Consider the following 17,057-nt stretch of genomic DNA (forward strand, 5'->3'; position numbering starts at 1 on the left):
TTAACAAGAAACTAAATTGCTTCTGTAACGAAGCTACGGCTTTCAAGTACCTTAAGCATAGCATCCGCTGTATCCAAAGCTGTAAAGAGAGGAACTCCGTGTTCAATAGCTGAACGGCGGATTTGTTCACCATCTTCATCAGCAGTTCGCTTGGTACCAACTGTGTTGATGATAGCTTGGATTTTCCCTTTACGAACATAGCTTGGGATATCATGTTCATCATCACCAATCTTACCAACGAGTTGAGCCTTCAAGCCATGACTTTCAAAGAAAGCTGCTGTTCCTTGAGTCGCAAGGATACCATAACCAATATTTTGGAAACGACGAGCCAAATCCAAAGCTTCTTCCTTGGCATCATCAGCGATAGTAAAGACAACATTTCCAAAGGTTGGCAAGTGAAGATAAGAAGCTTCAAAGGCCTTGTAGAGAGCTTTTTCAAGAGTCGTATCAGAACCCATAACCTCCCCTGTTGACTTCATTTCAGGACCAAGCAAGCTATCTACTTTCGCTAGCTTGGTAAATGAGAAGACTGGTGCTTTAATATGAACACGACTACTTTCTGGGTAAAGTCCATCTTGGTAACCAAGTTCTTCAAGACTTTGACCAAGAATTAACTTAGTTGCAACCTGAGCCATTGGGATATTGGTTACTTTTGATAGGAATGGAACAGTACGGCTGGCACGTGGATTGACCTCAATAACGTAGACTTTCTCATCCTTGATGACAAACTGAATGTTCATCATACCAAGACAGTTAAGGCCGATTGCTAGGCGTTTTGTGTAGTCTGCAATCGTTTCTTGCACTTTTTGAGACAAGGTTTGTGGAGGGTAAACAGCCATGGAGTCACCTGAGTGGACACCGGCACGTTCGATATGTTCCATGATACCTGGGATGAGGACATTTTGTCCGTCTGAAATGGCATCTACTTCACACTCTTGACCGACGATATAAGAGTCTACAAGAACAGGATGGTCTGGACTTGCCTTAACCGCAGTACGCATGTAAGAACGAAGATCATCTTCATTCTCAACGATTTCCATGGCACGTCCTCCCAAGACATAAGAAGGACGAACAAGGACTGGGAAACCAATCTTGCGGGCTGCAAGTACTGCTTCTTCTTCATTGGTTGCAGTCTGCCCAGGCGGTTGCGGAATATCCAAGTCTTTAAGGGCTTGCTCAAAGAGGTCACGGTCTTCCGCACGGTCCAAGTCAGCAACTTGAGTACCAAGGATAGTCACACCAGCTTTTGCTAATGGCTCAGCTAGGTTGATGGCTGTTTGACCACCAAACTGAACGATAACCCCTTTTGGTTGCTCCAAGTCAATGACGTTCATAACATCTTCAAATGTCAATGGCTCAAAGTAAAGCTTATCTGATACAGAGAAGTCGGTTGAAACTGTTTCTGGGTTTGAGTTCATGATGATAGCCTCATAACCAGCTGCTTGGATAGCCTTAACCGAGTGAACAGTTGCGTAGTCAAACTCAACCCCTTGACCGATACGGATTGGACCCGAACCTAGAACCAATACTGATTCCTTATCAGATTTGATGGATTCATTCTCCCAACCATAAGTTGAATAGAAATATGGTGTTTCAGAGTCAAATTCTGCCGCACAAGTATCTACCATCTTATAAACTGGAACAATCTTGTTTTCCAAGCGAAGTTGACGAACGTGATCAGCAGTCGTTTTCCAGAGTTCAGCAATCTTACGGTCTGAGAAGCCATTGAGTTTCGCAGTTTTCAAAACTTCTAGATCTTGTGGATGGGCACCCAATTCTTGCTCAATTTCAAAGATATGTAGGAGTTTATCGAGATAAAAGATATCGATTTTTGTAAGCTCTGCAATTTCTTCTGGTGTGTAGCCACGGCGAATGGCTTCTGAAACGTAGAAGAGACGATCATCTTGGGCTTTGACAACTTTTTCAATCAAGGCATCATCTGAAACCGCTGCAAGCTCAGGCATTTCATTGTGGTGGACGCCAATTTCAAGTGAACGACAGGCTTTTAGAAGAGATTCCTCGATGTTGCGTCCAATGGCCATAACTTCTCCAGTTGCCTTCATCTGGGTACCAAGACGACGTTCCCCTTTTTCAAACTTATCAAATGGGAAACGTGGAATCTTAGCCACCACATAGTCAAGGGCTGGTTCAAACATGGCATAAGTTGAACCTGTAACTGGGTTAATAACTTCATCCAAGGTCAACCCTACCGCAATCTTGGCAGCCAATTTGGCGATTGGGTAACCTGTTGCCTTAGAAGCAAGGGCTGAAGAACGAGATACACGAGGATTTACTTCGATGACATAGTACTTAAAGCTATGTGGATCAAGTGCAAGCTGAACGTTACATCCACCTTCAATCTTGAGAGCACGGATAATGCTCAAGCTTGCATCACGAAGCATTTGGTTTTCATAGTCTGACATGGTTTGTGCTGGGGCAAATACGATGGAATCCCCTGTATGAATCCCGACTGGGTCAAAGTTTTCCATGTTACATACAACAAGGGCATTGTCAGCTGAGTCACGCATAACCTCGTACTCGATTTCCTTGAAACCTGCAATAGATCTCTCAATTAAACACTGAGTAACAGGTGACAACTTCAAACCATTTTCAGCAATTTCACGCAATTCTTCCTCGTTGGCACACATACCACCGCCAGTACCACCAAGTGTGAAGGCTGGACGGACGATCACTGGGTAACCAATTGTTGCTGCGAAGGCTACGGCTTCTTCCACTGTGTTAACAATTTCTGATTCAGGAATTGGTTGGTTCAGCTCTTCCATCAATTGTTTAAAGAGATCGCGGTCCTCCGCTTGGTCGATGGCAGACAATTTAGTACCGAGAAGTTCTACTCCCAATTCATCAAGAATGCCATTTTTAGACAATTCCATGGCCATGTTCAGCCCTGTTTGCCCACCAAGAGTTGGAAGCAAGGCATCTGGACGTTCTTTACGGAGAATACGAGTTACAAACTCAAGTGTGATTGGCTCAATGTAAACCTTGTCTGCAATTTCCTTATCAGTCATGATAGTTGCAGGGTTTGAGTTCACCAAGACAACCTCATAACCTTCCTCTTTCAAAGACAAGCAAGCCTGAGTCCCAGCATAGTCAAACTCAGCAGCCTGACCAATAATAATCGGACCAGAACCAATCACCATAATTTTTTGAATATCAGTACGTTTAGGCATTTATAAGATATTAAGGGCGTCAAGCGGACAAAGCTAAAATAGGAGTTATGACGAAGAACTGTCAGTTCTAGGAATAACTATCTTTTTAGTACCGTCCGTAGCCCGTATTCAGTTCAGCAAATACGGCTCACCCTTCTCCTTTCTATTCGTCGCCTCTCAGGGCGACATTAAATAAATTCTCCGACGATTTTTTAGAGAAACGATAATTTTCGATAAAAAATCTAGTGCAGGGAGTTTTTAGTTCGCCTAATAGCGACTAAAAGAAACGACCTGCCTTTCTATTCGTCGCCTCACAGGGCGACATTAAATAAGATACAAAGGACGAATAGAAAGCGATTGAATTTTAGGAAACCAAGGAAGGATTGACAATCCGAGTTGGGTTCTCTAAATTCCGAGCTTTCCGTCCGTGTTCAGTTACATAAATTCTCCGACGATTTCACACTCGTCTTTAGTTTGCTTGTTTGAAAGCTTCCATCATCTCGATGAACTCGTCAAATAGATAACTTGCATCGTGCGGACCTGGTGCAGCATCTGGGTGGAATTGCACGGAGAAACCTGGTTGGTATCTGTGACGTACACCTTCAACTGACTTGTCATTGATTTCTTCATGAGTAATCATCAAATGGTCTGGAAAATCTTCACGACTCACTGCGTATCCATGGTTTTGACTAGTAAAGTCCACGCGCCCTGTTGCAATTTCACGCACTGCGTGGTTAAAACCACGGTGACCAAATTTCATCTTGTAGGTCTTAGCACCATTTGCCATGGCAAAGAGTTGATGCCCCATACAAATACCAAAGATTGGAATCTTGCCAAGAATACCACGAATCATATCGAGTGCTTCTGGTACATCTTCTGGATTTCCCGGTCCATTTGACAACATAACTCCGTCTGGATTTAAGTGAAGGATTTCCTCTGCTGTTGTAGTATAAGGAACGACCGTTACATTACAATCTCTCTTAGACAACTCTCTTAAGATTGAATGCTTGAGACCAAAGTCTACAAGTACCACACTTAAACCTACTCCTGGAGCTGGATATGCAGTTTTTGTAGAAACCTGTTTGATATTATCAATTGGTAAAACAGTTGCTTGAAGCTGATCTGTGATGTGATCAATACTATCTCCCACATGTGTCAGAGTCGCTCTCATAGTCCCATGTTTGCGAATGATTTTTGTCAAAGCACGTGTATCAATACCTGAAATACCAGGGATTTTCTTAGATTTCAAAAATTCATCCAGCGTCATCTGGTTACGCCAGTTACTGGCTCTACGAGCTTCTTCAAATACCACTACACCTTTACAGGTTGGACTGATAGACTCGTAGTCATCACGGTTAATCCCATAATTCCCAACCAAGGGATAGGTAAAGGTTAGGATTTGTCCATTGTAAGACTGATCCGTAATAGATTCTTGATAACCAGTCATCCCAGTATTAAAGACGATTTCACCAGTTACATCAATATCAGCCCCAAAGGCTTTTCCTTCAAAAATTGTTCCATCTTCTAAAACTAGAAGTCGTTTAGTCATAAATTCACCTCTCGTGGATGCTCTCAGGCATCTTTTAACGTTTTGTGTCTTATTTTGCGTTTCTGTAAGTCAATACAGATTCTAAAATTGCCATTCTGACAAAGACACCATTGGTCATTTGTTGAACAATACGTGATTTTGGTGCTTCGACCAAGTGATCAGCAATTTCAACATCGCGATTTACAGGAGCAGGATGCATCAGAATAGCTTTATCTTTCAAGCGATCGTAACGTTCTTGAGTCAAACCATGCTGAGCATGATAGCCCTCTTTTGAAAAGACTGTTCCACTTTCATGACGCTCATGCTGAACACGGAGAAACATCATCACATCAACTTGGTCAATGATTTCATCAATGCTTACAAACTGTCCATAGTCTGCAAACTCTTGACTTCTCCATTCCTCAGGTCCAGCAAAGTAGAGTTCTGCTCCTAAGCGTTTTAAGATTTGCATATTGGATTTAGCCACACGCGAATGGTCAAGGTCACCAGCAATGGCTACCTTGAGTCCTTCGAAGTGTCCAAATTCTTCATAAATCGTCATTAAATCAAGCAAGCTCTGGCTAGGATGTTGCCCAGAACCGTCGCCACCATTGATAATCGAAGTCGTAATCGTCGGACTATCGATCAACTCTCTGTAGTAATCTACCTCTGGGTGTCGGATGACACAGGCATCTACTCCCAAGGCTGACAAGGTCAAAATTGTATCGTAGAGTGTTTCACCCTTGTTGACTGAACTTGTTTTTACATCGAAGTCCAGTAGGTGAAGGCCCAGTTTAATCTCTGCTACTTCAAAAGATTTGTGGGTACGAGTCGAACTCTCAAAGAAGAGATTAGAGACGATGTGTTGGTCTTCATAAGAAGCCTTTGCTCCATTTTTAAATTCGATCCCTCGTTTAATCAATTTCATGACTTGTTCTACAGTAAGGTCTTCCATTGAGACTACATGTTGAATGGCTTGTTGATTTTCTGACATGGCTAACTCCTTTGGCTATCTAAGCTTCTTCGGTAATAAGAACACGATCTTGTCCATCTAGTTCAGTCATCTCTACGATGATTTCTTCTGAACGACTGGTTGGGATATTTTTCCCTACATAGTCTGGACGAATCGGTAATTCTCTATGCCCGCGGTCAACTAGAACAGCTAAACTCACACGAGAAGGACGACCATGGCTTACGATGTTGTCAATAGCTGCTCGGATGGTCCGACCTGTGTAAAGCACATCGTCCACCAAGATGACCTCACGTTCTGTCACATCAACAGAGATTATAGAAGTATCTTCACCGCTTTTGACATCGTCACGGAATGGTTTGGTATCTAACTCAACGACTGGCACTGAGATAGATTCCAACTGTTCCAATCGCTCTTGGATACGGTGGGCAATGAAGACACCACGTGTTTTTATCCCAGCCAGTACAATCTTGTTCAAATCTTTATTTCGCTCGATAATCTCATAGGTAATTCGAGTAATCGCTCGCTTGACGGTCAATTCGTCTACAACTTCTTTTGTCTTCATGACAAACCTCCAAAAAGAAAAGTCTCCTTAAACAAGGAGACTTCAGAATGTATAGTTAAGCTAGCCCTACCAAAACAGCAGAGACTCCACCCTTCTACTTGATTCAGCTCCTTGCCTGCCTCACGGGACAGGATTAAAGGAATATTTGATTGGTACTACTATAACACAAACCAGGAATCGATGCAAGAAAAAACACAAGAAATCAATTTTATAACGAACTAAAATCGTACAACTGTGGATAGTGATCGCATTCTGGATTTTTCGGATGACAGATAGCACGACCAAAGTAAATCATAGCCTGATGGGCTGCAAGCCATTCTTCTGGTGGCAAAACATCCATGACACGTTTTTCGACCTCAAGGGGTGTAGCTGATTTTTTAACAATATCGTGGTGTTTACAGATTCGCTCTACGTGAGTATCTACTGCAAAAGCTGGAATACCGAATCCCACGCTCAAAACTACGTTGGCTGTTTTACGACCAACTCCTGCCAAACTCTCTAATTCTTCTCTAGTCTGAGGGACTTGACCGTCAAAATCATCCAGTAGTTGTTGGGCACATTTTTTGAGGAATTTAGCCTTATTGCGATAAAGGCCTAGGCGAGAAATATACGAGGCAATCTCACTCTCACTGGCTTCTGCCATGGTTTGTGGGGTTGGAAAAGCCGCAAAAAGTCCTGGTGTAGCCTTGTTGACTGCCGCATCTGTCGTCTGAGCAGACAGCATAACAGCAACCAGGAGTTCAAAATGATTGCGAAAATCTAGACTTGGTTTCGCATCTGGAAAAAGAGCGATGATTTCCTCAATGACATGACGGGCACGTTTCTTGGACAAAACCATCTATTCGTCTCCGTCAAACAGTCCTTGCAAACCTGCAAAAGGACTATTTTCTTCTTTCTTGACTGCTTGTTGGGCTTGATACTCTTCCTCAGACATGATTTGCCAGTCATTTCCAGATACAAATCCCTGACCTGCTTCTTCCTCAGCTGTTAAGACTTTGATAGGAATATTGAGCAAGATATTATCTGAAACACTTTCAGCCAGGTCGATTTCTCCATTTTCAATCGGCAAGACCAAGTCATCATCTAGAACTTCTTGGTCCAGTTGATTGGTTGCACCTTCCATAAAGACTTCTGTTACTGGATAAGACTCTTTCAATTCTACCGGTTCCATGCTACGGCTAGAGGCTAAGACGATTGTATAAGACAACTGATAATCTAGGAAAAACATAAGGTCTTCGTACTGAACTTTTCCAATAGCGACAATATCTTTTACATCTAAAATTTCTTGATTACGGGCACGCAAGTCAGCTGCTAAGTCTAAAGTCTGCTCAAAGTGCAAACCTTCAGGCAACTTACGAATTTCTTGAATATTTAATTTCATACTTCCTCCATAAAGATTTACTCACTTGATTATACCATGAAAGAACCGCAAGCAAGGCAACTAAACTTTCAAAAAATCATTCTCTATTTTTTGATATATTTATTATGACAATTTTATTTTTTGTGCTATACTATAGACATCAATACATGGGCAAAGGAGGACGCTCATATGGAAGACAAAGAACTAATCTTAGAAGCTTATCAACTCATTTCCGAGTTAAACAAAGCTTACCAAACTTGTAAACAAGGATTGCCTGATGATCTGCACTTGCAACAAAATATTGACGAGCTACTCAGACAACTTAAAAAGACAAAGAAACTAGATAACTCTATCTTAGTTGATCTTGAGAAATTTTACCAACATACCAGTCTCTTGATTGGACTTGGCACCCTTAAACTCAATGAAGAAGCTCGTACAGCTTGGCGAAACTATGACAAATTCCACTACGATCAAGTCAAACACGTACTGACTCTCTATGGACCTGTTTTTGGTTTCTAGAAAGATTTGAATTTCTCATTTCTTTTGACAAAGTGTCCCAAAAGGTATAAAATAAACATAGTAATTTTTGGAGGTAAGGGAGACATGAACAACTAAGTCTATCAAATAAAGAACCTTTATTTAGTAGATCTTGTTCTTGTCTCTTTTTGTATACTCTTTTTCTGCTGCTTTTTGTAGCCCTTTTAAAAGAGGATTTTTTGACATAAACGATTGGCTCTACTAGGTAAAGTAGAGCTTTTGTTATGTATTATCCAAATTTAGAAAGGGAAACATGATGATAAAAATCAACCAGCTAACCATCACTCAAAACAAAGACCTACGAGACCTTATTTCCGATTTAAATATTACGATCCAAGACGGAGAAAAGGTCGCTATTATCGGCGAAGAAGGAAATGGAAAATCAACCTTACTTAAAACTTTAATGGGAGAAAGATTAGAGGATTTCACTATCAGGGGCGACATTCAATCTGACCTTCAGTCCCTGGCCTACATTCCCCAACATCTCCCTGAAGAATTGAAGAAAAAATCTCTACAGGACTACTTCTTTTTAGAGTCTGCTGATTTGGACTTCAGCATTCTCTACCGTTTAGCTGAGGAATTGCAATTTGATAGCAGTCGTTTTGCTAGTGACCAAGAGATTGGTAGCCTATCAGGTGGCGAAGCTTTGAAAATTCAGCTCATCCATGAATTATCCAAACCCTTTGAGATTCTATTTTTAGATGAACCTTCAAATGACTTAGATCTTGAGACAGTTGATTGGCTAAAAATTCAGATTCAGAAGATCAGGCAGACCGTTATTTTCATTTCTCATGATGAAGACTTCCTCTCTCAAACTGCAGACACCATTATCCACTTACGACTGGTCAAGCATCGAAAGGAAGCTGAAACCCTAGTCGAGCACTTAGACTATGATCGCTATAGTCAACATAGAAAGGCTAATTTTGCTAGACAAAGCCAGCAAGCTGCCAACGACCAACGATCCTATGATAAAACCATGGAAAAGCATCGCCGAGTCAAGCAAAAGGTAGAAACTGCACTTCGAGCTACCAAAGACAGTACTGCCGGGCGACTACTGGCTAAAAAGATGAAAAATGTTCTCTCTCAAGAAAAACGCTACGAAAAAGTAGCTCAATCGCTGACCCAAAAGCCACTTGAAGAGGAAGAAATCCAACTTTTCTTTTCAGATATAGATCCATTAGCAGCTTCTAAAGTCTTGGTTCGACTTGAAAATGAGACTCTATCCATTGGTGAGCGTGTTTTAGCTCAAGGGCTACAATTAACTGTCCGTGGACAAGAAAAAATCGGCATCATCGGTCCCAATGGAGTTGGCAAATCGACTCTGTTAGGCAAGTTACAACAACTACTAAGTGACAAAAGTGAGATTTCACTTGGATTTATGCCACAAGATTATCAAGAAACACTACAATTGTATCTATCTCCAGTAGAATTTCTCAGCCAAACTGGACATAAAGAGGAAGTACAGAAAATCCAATCCTTCCTAGCCAGTCTCAATTTCAGTTATCCAGAAATGCACCACCAAATTCGCTCCCTATCCGGCGGTCAACAAGGCAAACTCCTTCTTTTGAATTTAGTGCTGCGAAAACCAAACTTTCTCCTTCTGGATGAACCCACACGAAACTTTTCTCCAACTTCTCAACCCGAAATCAGAAAACTCTTTGCCAATTATCCCGGTGGTCTGGTTACTGTTTCGCATGATCGACGTTTCTTAAAAGAAGTCTGTAGGAGTATCTATCGTTTGACAAAAAATGGTTTAGAAATAGTTGATTTACAAGATTTATAAATGTAGAAAATCTCAAAAGAGGCTGGGACAAAAGTCCTGGCCTCTCAATTGTCTTTGGATTGTCGAGCAAGACGCAGTGGTTGAGTGGGCTCTACTACGCTGATTTCATCAGCTTTTACAGCCCTACTCAACTGTGCGGAGGTGGGACGACGAAATCGAATTCTAACGAATTACCGATTTCTGTCCCACTCTCTCTTTCTACATATGTTTCAAACGCTCAATCCGTTCTGAGATTGGTGGATGAGTATAAAAGAGTTTTTGCAAGCCACCTCGTTTTTGAGGATCGTTGATGTAAAGTGCACTGCTAGCATCATCCACATGATGACTCATAGGCTGACTATGGTCCAGCTTACGAAGGGCATTGATCATACCTTGAGGATTACGAGTCAACTCTACACTGGAAGCATCTGCTAAAAATTCTCGTTGACGAGAGATGGCTAGTTGTACCAAGGTTGCTGCTAGGGGAGCCAAAATAATTGCTAGAAGAGAAACAACTAGCATAATAATTTCAAGTCCACCACTATCTCGGTCATCACTTCTACGACCACGGCCTGCACCACCCCACCACATCATACGACCTGCCATACTAGAAAGCATGGTGATAGCACTAGCAAGGGCAACCGCGATCGTAGAAATACGAATATCATAGTTACGAATGTGACTGACTTCATGACCAATAACCGCCTCTAACTCTTCACGATTCATAATTGCAAGGAGTCCTGACGTTGCTGCTACCGCTGCATTTTGGGGATTTGAACCCGTAGCAAAGGCATTTAAGCTGGCATCATCGATGATGAAGACTCGTGGCATAGGGATTTGCGCCACCATAGCCATATCTTCCACGACATGATAGAGGGTTGGTGCAGTCTGCTCATTCACCTCACGCGCACCATTCATACTCATGACTATCTCTGTTGATTGAAAAATCATGGACAAGGCATAGATAAAGCCGATAATCAGAGCAATAACTAAGCCACCAAGACCAGACCGCATAAAGAGGTAACCAACTGCATATCCAACCAAAGCCAGAAGTAAAAAGAATACTAGTAGTAAAATCCAAGTTCTTCGCTTATTACTAGCGATTTGATCATACAACATCCTAGTCACCTAAACCACTAAAATCAACCTTTGGTACTGCCTTTTCTTCTTCAGGTGTTTGAAGGAAATCAGCCACTTTAAAACCAAAGAGTCCAGCAACAAGGTTGCTTGGGAATGTTTCTAATTTAACATTATAGTTACTAACAACACTATTGTAGAGTTGCCGAGAGTAAGAAATTTTATTTTCAGTATTGGTCAACTCCTCTTGCAATTGTGCAAAGTTGCCACTTGCTTTTAGGTCTGGATAATTTTCTGCAACCGCAAAGATTCCTGAAACCTGACGTGTAAGAGCATCACTAGCCTTCATAGCTTCTGCTGGTGAAGTTGCTGCTGCTACTTGATTACGAAGTTCTGCAACTTTTTCAAGCGTTGAACCTTCATACTTTGCATATCCTTTCACGGTCTCAATCAAGTTTGGCAAGAGATCGTTACGACGTTTCAACTGAACATCAATCTGACTCCATGCCTCCTTAGTTTGCATGCGATTTTTAACCAAACCGTTATAACTAACAATTACGAAAATAACAATAAGAGCAAGAACTCCAAGAATAATCCAAGTCATCATATAATTCCTTTCTGCTTTTAGATTAATACTAGTATATCAAATTTCCATCTTTTTGTGGTAAAATAAGATGATACTTAAGAAGGAAACTACTATGAAACCAGAAACTTTTTACACATTACTTGCTGAACAAAATATTATTCTTTCTGACAAGCAAAAAGTTCAATTTGAGCGTTATTTTGAACTCTTGGTCGAATGGAATGAAAAAATCAACCTAACTGCTATTACAGAAAAAGAAGAAGTCTATCTCAAACACTTCTATGATTCCATCGCTCCTATTTTACAGGGATTGATTGAAAACCAGCCCATTAAACTCTTAGACATCGGTGCTGGAGCAGGTTTTCCTAGCCTTCCCATGAAAATTCTCTATCCTCAACTAGATGTAACCATTATTGACTCTCTCAATAAACGAATCAACTTTCTGAATCTATTAGCCCAAGAACTAGATTTAGAAAATGTTCACTTCTATCATGGACGTGCCGAAGACTTCGCCCAAGATAAGAACTTCCGTGCTCAGTTTGATATCGTTACAGCTCGTGCAGTTGCCCGTATGCAGGTATTATCTGAGTTGACTATCCCCTACCTGAAAGTCGGAGGAACACTGCTTGCACTTAAGGCAAGTAATGCACCAGAGGAATTAACTGAAGCTAAAAATGCCCTCAATCTTCTCTTTAGTAAGGTTGAAGAAAACCTCAGTTACACTCTTCCTAACGGAGACCCTCGCTACATTACTATTGTCGAGAAGAAAAAAGAAACTCCAAATAAATACCCAAGAAAGGCTGGCATGCCTAACAAACGTCCGCTTTAGAAAGATTAAAAATCTACAAACTCACATCTTACTTTCTTATTTCTTAGCTCGGGAAAAATGATTTATAAAATCATGCCTCGCTTTCTTATTTCAAACCTTGGGAAAAAATGATTTACAAAATCATACCTCACTTTCTTATTTCAAAGCTTGGGAAAAAATGATTTACAAAATCAAACCTCGCTTTTTTATTTTCAAGCTCGGGAAAAAATGATTTACAAAATCATTTTTTTCTGCTATACTATCCTAAGCAAAGGTTTTTAATGTCATCCCGTGAGGTGACGAAGGCGCAGATCTATATAAAACTCTTTAAAACTTGATAAAGGAGTCTTGTTTTAGAGAGGTCTTACTCTGGGAGCCTATTGCTATAAAATAATGGGCTCTTTTTTGATGCCCAAAAGTGAGGTTAATATGAAACAGGAATCAACTGTTGATTTGCTTTTAGACGTTGACCAACGTCCTTCAGCTGGCAAAGGAATTCTCCTTAGCTTCCAGCACGTATTTGCCATGTTTGGTGCAACCATCTTGGTACCTTTGATCTTGGGAATGCCTGTATCGGTTGCCCTTTTTGCATCAGGTGTAGGAACACTCATTTACATGATCTCTACTGGCTTTAAAGTTCCAGTTTATCTGGGTTCTTCTTTTGCCTTTATCACAGCTATGTCACTTGCCATGAAAGAAATGGGTGGCGATGTATCTGCTGCTCAGACAGGGGTTATTCTGACTGGTTTTGTTTATGTCCTTGTTGCTGCAAGTGTTCGCTTTGCAGGTACAAAATGGATCGACAAACTCTTACCTCCAATCATTATCGGTCCTATGATCATCGTTATCGGTCTTGGACTTGCTAGTTCAGCTGTTACCAACGCTGGTCTTGTAGCTGACGGAAACTGGAAAAACGCTCTTGTAGCCGTTGTTACTTTCTTGATTGCTGCATTTATCAATACAAAAGGAAAAGGCTTCCTACGAATTATCCCATTCCTATTTGCCATTATCGGTGGTTACCTCTTTGCACTAGCACTTGGATTGGTTGACTTCACTCCTGTTCTTGAAGCTAACTGGTTTGAAATCCCTGGTTTCTACCTACCATTCAATACAGGTGGTGCCTTCAAACAATACAACCTTTACTTCGGTCCTGAAACAATTGCCATCTTACCAATCGCAATCGTAACGATTTCTGAACATATCGGAGACCACACCGTTCTAGGTCAAATCTGTGGACGCCAATTCTTGAAAGAACCAGGGCTACACCGTACTCTTCTTGGTGATGGTATCGCAACTTCAGTTTCTGCCTTCCTCGGTGGACCAGCCAATACAACTTACGGTGAAAATACAGGGGTTATCGGTATGACTCGTATCGCTTCTGTCTCAGTTATCCGTAACGCTGCCTTTATCGCAATTGCCCTCAGCTTCCTTGGTAAATTTACTGCTTTGATTTCAACAATTCCAAACGCTGTACTTGGTGGTATGTCTATCCTTCTTTACGGGGTTATCGCAAGTAACGGTTTGAAAGTCTTGATCAAAGAACGTGTTGACTTCGGTCAAATGCGTAACCTTATCATCGCAAGTGCTATGTTAGTGCTTGGACTTGGTGGGGCAATCCTTAAACTTGGACCAGTTACCCTTTCAGGTACTGCCCTATCAGCTATGACAGGTATCATCCTAAACTTGATCTTGCCATACGAAAACAAAAACTAATCCATATAGAATCAACACGAGGCCGGGACCAAAAATCCCGACCTCGTTTTTATGAACAAGAAGCCTTTTATATAAACTGTAGGTCTTTTATTTTGTCTAAATTTCCTTTTACAATACAATTAGCCTGCTACAACAGTAAGGAAAGGAGAAATTTTGGCAAATCATCACAAGAACAAATTAGAAAATATCAAAACCATAGCTATCGGATATGCTCGCGTTAGCTCAACAGATAATCAGCAAGAATTGGAGTTATCTGTTCAAAAAGAAGCACTCGGCTTTTGCGACAAACTCTATATCGAAAAAGACTCAGGCGGAAATCAAGATAGACCGAAGCTTGATAAGGCGTTAAAATTAGCCAAAAATTATGCTAAACAAGGTTGTTAAAACAAATTTTGTCGTATATAAATTGGATAGACTTACCAAAAAAATGCTTCACCTATCTGCCATTATTGAAGATTTAACTAAGTATGGTATTCATCTTCAATCAATTCATGAAAATATTGAAACAGATTCTTTAACTGGAAAGTTCTTTTGTTTGATGTTGGGCTATGTGGCAGAATGGGAGCTTCAAGCAATTTCTGAACGTACTAAAGACGGACTCCGTAAAGCCAAAGAAAAAGGTGTGAAACTTGGCAATAAAGGGTTGCCTAAAGATACCGAAAAACAAATAATCGAGCAATACCTACGAAAAGAATTATCTGTGCGAAAGATTGCAAATCAGCTGAATATTTCCACCGCAACCATTTATAATGTGCTAAAGCGCAATGGTATCCAGATAAATAGAAAAAATCGCCTATAATTGATTGACAAATCCTTAGAAAAATAGTAAATTAAACCTATCAACAGTTTTAGCAAACGGTCGTTTGTTAAAACAAGCAAAGTTATCAATAAAAAATAACGAAAATGCTGATTCAATAAGGTTTTGGTTACCTTGTTGAATTGGCATTTTTATTTTTTCATTGTTTTAGTTGACGACCGTTCACTAAAACAAGCTCACCCCCTATTGTAGCAGGGATTTTGAGTGAAAATAAAAAAGGAGGTATTTCGTATTAAAATAAATACGATTTTTAATGTGCTACAAATACTTAGAGGTTTTATTAAGGAGAAAATATGGGTTTAATTTTTATAATTGCAATTATTGGCGGGATTTTATGGTTTATTAGAAAATCTGACATTGATAAATACACTAAAAAACAAGAATTAGCGATGAAAATTCTTGAGAAATCGAAAAGAATTCGCTTAGAAGTAATGGCTGATATTAACGAGCTGGGTGGACGAATGGCTTCGGCAGACCGTGAACAATACATCAGTCTAACTCAAGAAAGAGAATCGCTTCAAGAAACTTTAGAGACAATTGAAGCAAGTATTCGAGCTCTGGAGTCAATTTTGCAGTGGAGAGTTGATTCTTCAGGTGGAAGACTGGAAATCGATAAGGAACTTTTGAACCTACGACGTTATTCTGGACTTACATTAGAAGAATTAGCACAAGATTGCGGTATTTTGCTATAAAATATTGTAAATAGAAAGAGGTTTTTATTATGGGAAACCTTAATGAATGGTATTGTGCTTGTGAACGTGCTTTAAGTGGTAATAAATGCGATTGGTGTAAAGAAGCTATTTACCACAATCTTTCTTACCATAGGTGTGATTATGGAACTTGTCAAAAGAAATCTGGATGGTAATCATTATGATTAAACAAGTTAAAAAAATTCTTACAGCAACTATTGAATGTCCTATTTGTGGACGAAAAACAAGCGACCGACCAGAACGGTGTAGTCATTGCGGTAATAAACTATAGGAGTATAAATATGACTGAAAAATGCACAAAATGTAACGAAGTTTTATGATTTTATGCAGAAGATAGAGCGCGTGGTAAAGTTATAAAAGTTTGTAAAAATCCTAATTGTACAATGTATAATTTTCAAATTTCCTTTAGTGAACGATAATTGAATATATGAAAAAGACGGCTCATTTTGAACCGTCTTTTAATTCACTCATAAGATGTGTGAACTCAGAATATTTTATAGTGCTGAGTGTCAGCCAGTCTTCAAAAACTGTTTTAATCCATTAAACGGAGTGATGTTTCTTTTCCAACATTAGATCCTTCAATGAAATAATTGTTACAGCTAGTAAAATCATTGCCATACCAAGAAAATCTACAGGATAAAAGATATCTCCCATAATCATGAAGGCAAAAAATACTGCCGAGATAGGCTCAATCGAAGCCAAAAGGCTAGACTTGACTGGTCCTATCATACTAGCTCCCTTGAGGAAGGCTGTATAGGCAAAGACCGTTCCAATCAGAATGATGCCTGCAAAAGCTAGAATGGTATCAAAAGACAAGGGAACACTAGCACCGATAAGCCCCGTAAAAGGCACTGCTAAAAAACCAGAGATGGTCATTCCAACACCAATAACCAATATGCTCCCCCATTTTTGAATCAATTTTATGGGTAAAATGATATAAAGAGCATAGGTTAGGGCCGAGAACAAGCCCCAGAATAGACCAGCTGGAGTCATCGAGAGTTGATCCAATTGCCCATGGGTTGCAATGAGAAAAGTCCCACCTATAGCTAAAAACATAGAGATGTTTTCTGAAAGCGTCGGAGCCACCTTATCCTTGATACAAGTGTAAGCAAGGATTCCAACTGGACAGACATACTGGAGAACTGTCGCTGTCCCAGCATTTGTCTCCTGAATAGCTGATAGATAGGCTAATTGATTTAGAAAAAGACCAAATAAAGAAAATAACAAGAGAGAAAACAGGCTTGATTTATCCTTCAGAAAAGCCATAAATTTATCCCTCGATTTAGTATAGGCAAGAAGAATCAGGAGTAAACCAGCGATTATCAAACGGATATTGGTCAGAACGAGGGCTGAAATCCCGTGAACCATCAAGTACTGACCACTGGTTCCCGATAAGCCCCAGGCAATACCTGCAATGACTGTATAAAGAGTTCCTTTTAAAGCTTTTGACATACTTCCTC

At 40.3% G+C, this 17,057-nt stretch carries 14 protein-coding genes and 1 pseudogene; 6 read left to right on the forward strand and 9 right to left on the reverse strand.

Annotated features, from left to right (window positions below; genetic code table 11):
* Positions 1-11 precede the first annotated feature (11 nt).
* The 6 genes from carB to QM928_RS05785 form a co-directional block, all read right to left on the reverse strand.
* Positions 12-3,188 (reverse strand): carbamoyl-phosphate synthase large subunit, encoded by a 3,177-nt coding sequence (gene carB, locus QM928_RS05760; protein ID WP_414294734.1) that lies wholly within the window; start codon positions 3,186-3,188, stop codon positions 12-14.
* Positions 3,189-3,636: 448 nt separating this feature from the next.
* Complete coding sequence (locus tag QM928_RS05765) at positions 3,637-4,716, reverse strand: carbamoyl phosphate synthase small subunit (RefSeq protein WP_000166838.1); 1,080 nt, start codon at positions 4,714-4,716, stop codon at positions 3,637-3,639.
* Between the two features lie 49 nt (positions 4,717-4,765).
* Positions 4,766-5,689, reverse strand: a complete 924-nt coding sequence (locus tag QM928_RS05770) for an aspartate carbamoyltransferase catalytic subunit (protein WP_045763807.1) — start codon at positions 5,687-5,689, stop codon at positions 4,766-4,768.
* Positions 5,690-5,708: 19 nt separating this feature from the next.
* The gene (gene pyrR, locus QM928_RS05775) at positions 5,709-6,230 is read right to left on the reverse strand and encodes a bifunctional pyr operon transcriptional regulator/uracil phosphoribosyltransferase PyrR (protein ID WP_049549150.1); all 522 of its coding nucleotides are present in this window, start codon (positions 6,228-6,230) and stop codon (positions 5,709-5,711) included.
* A gap of 208 nt (positions 6,231-6,438) precedes the next feature.
* Positions 6,439-7,068 (reverse strand): endonuclease III, encoded by a 630-nt coding sequence (nth, locus tag QM928_RS05780; protein WP_049549149.1) that lies wholly within the window; start codon positions 7,066-7,068, stop codon positions 6,439-6,441.
* Entirely contained in the window at positions 7,069-7,611 is a 543-nt protein-coding gene (locus QM928_RS05785) for a YceD family protein (protein WP_414276164.1), read from the reverse strand.
* Between the two features lie 168 nt (positions 7,612-7,779).
* Between QM928_RS05785 and QM928_RS05790 the strand changes: the two genes are divergently transcribed.
* Positions 7,780-8,109 (forward strand): helicase BlpT, encoded by a 330-nt coding sequence (locus QM928_RS05790; RefSeq protein WP_414294735.1) that lies wholly within the window; start codon positions 7,780-7,782, stop codon positions 8,107-8,109.
* Between the two features lie 274 nt (positions 8,110-8,383).
* On the forward strand, positions 8,384-9,910 hold the full coding sequence (locus QM928_RS05795; protein WP_414294754.1) for an ATP-binding cassette domain-containing protein: 1,527 nt from the start codon (positions 8,384-8,386) through the stop codon (positions 9,908-9,910).
* 198 nt (positions 9,911-10,108) lie between these two features.
* On the opposite strand, the gene htpX is transcribed toward QM928_RS05795, so the two are convergent.
* The gene (htpX, locus tag QM928_RS05800) at positions 10,109-11,008 is read right to left on the reverse strand and encodes a zinc metalloprotease HtpX (RefSeq protein WP_414294736.1); all 900 of its coding nucleotides are present in this window, start codon (positions 11,006-11,008) and stop codon (positions 10,109-10,111) included.
* Between the two features lies 1 nt (position 11,009).
* Complete coding sequence (locus QM928_RS05805; RefSeq protein ID WP_000219831.1) at positions 11,010-11,570, reverse strand: LemA family protein; 561 nt, start codon at positions 11,568-11,570, stop codon at positions 11,010-11,012.
* A 94-nt stretch (positions 11,571-11,664) separates the two neighbouring features.
* On the opposite strand from QM928_RS05805, the gene rsmG reads away from it, so the two are divergent.
* The 4 genes and pseudogenes from rsmG to QM928_RS05825 all read left to right on the forward strand — a co-directional run bounded on the left by rsmG (position 11,665) and on the right by QM928_RS05825 (position 15,579).
* Entirely contained in the window at positions 11,665-12,378 is a 714-nt protein-coding gene (rsmG, locus tag QM928_RS05810; protein ID WP_414294737.1) for a 16S rRNA (guanine(527)-N(7))-methyltransferase RsmG, read from the forward strand.
* 408 nt (positions 12,379-12,786) lie between these two features.
* The gene (locus QM928_RS05815) at positions 12,787-14,070 is read left to right on the forward strand and encodes a uracil-xanthine permease family protein (protein ID WP_414294738.1); all 1,284 of its coding nucleotides are present in this window, start codon (positions 12,787-12,789) and stop codon (positions 14,068-14,070) included.
* Between the two features lie 153 nt (positions 14,071-14,223).
* A pseudogene (locus QM928_RS05820) lies at positions 14,224-14,869 on the forward strand (recombinase family protein).
* A gap of 311 nt (positions 14,870-15,180) precedes the next feature.
* Positions 15,181-15,579, forward strand: a complete 399-nt coding sequence (locus tag QM928_RS05825; RefSeq protein WP_371559224.1) for a hypothetical protein — start codon at positions 15,181-15,183, stop codon at positions 15,577-15,579.
* Between the two features lie 558 nt (positions 15,580-16,137).
* Here the strand turns inward: QM928_RS05825 and QM928_RS05830 are convergent.
* On the reverse strand, positions 16,138-17,049 hold the full coding sequence (locus tag QM928_RS05830; RefSeq protein ID WP_414294739.1) for a DMT family transporter: 912 nt from the start codon (positions 17,047-17,049) through the stop codon (positions 16,138-16,140).
* Positions 17,050-17,057: the final 8 nt, after the last annotated feature.

The organism is Streptococcus infantis, from assembly GCF_047460405.1.
GTDB classification, from domain to species: domain Bacteria; phylum Bacillota; class Bacilli; order Lactobacillales; family Streptococcaceae; genus Streptococcus; species Streptococcus infantis_Q.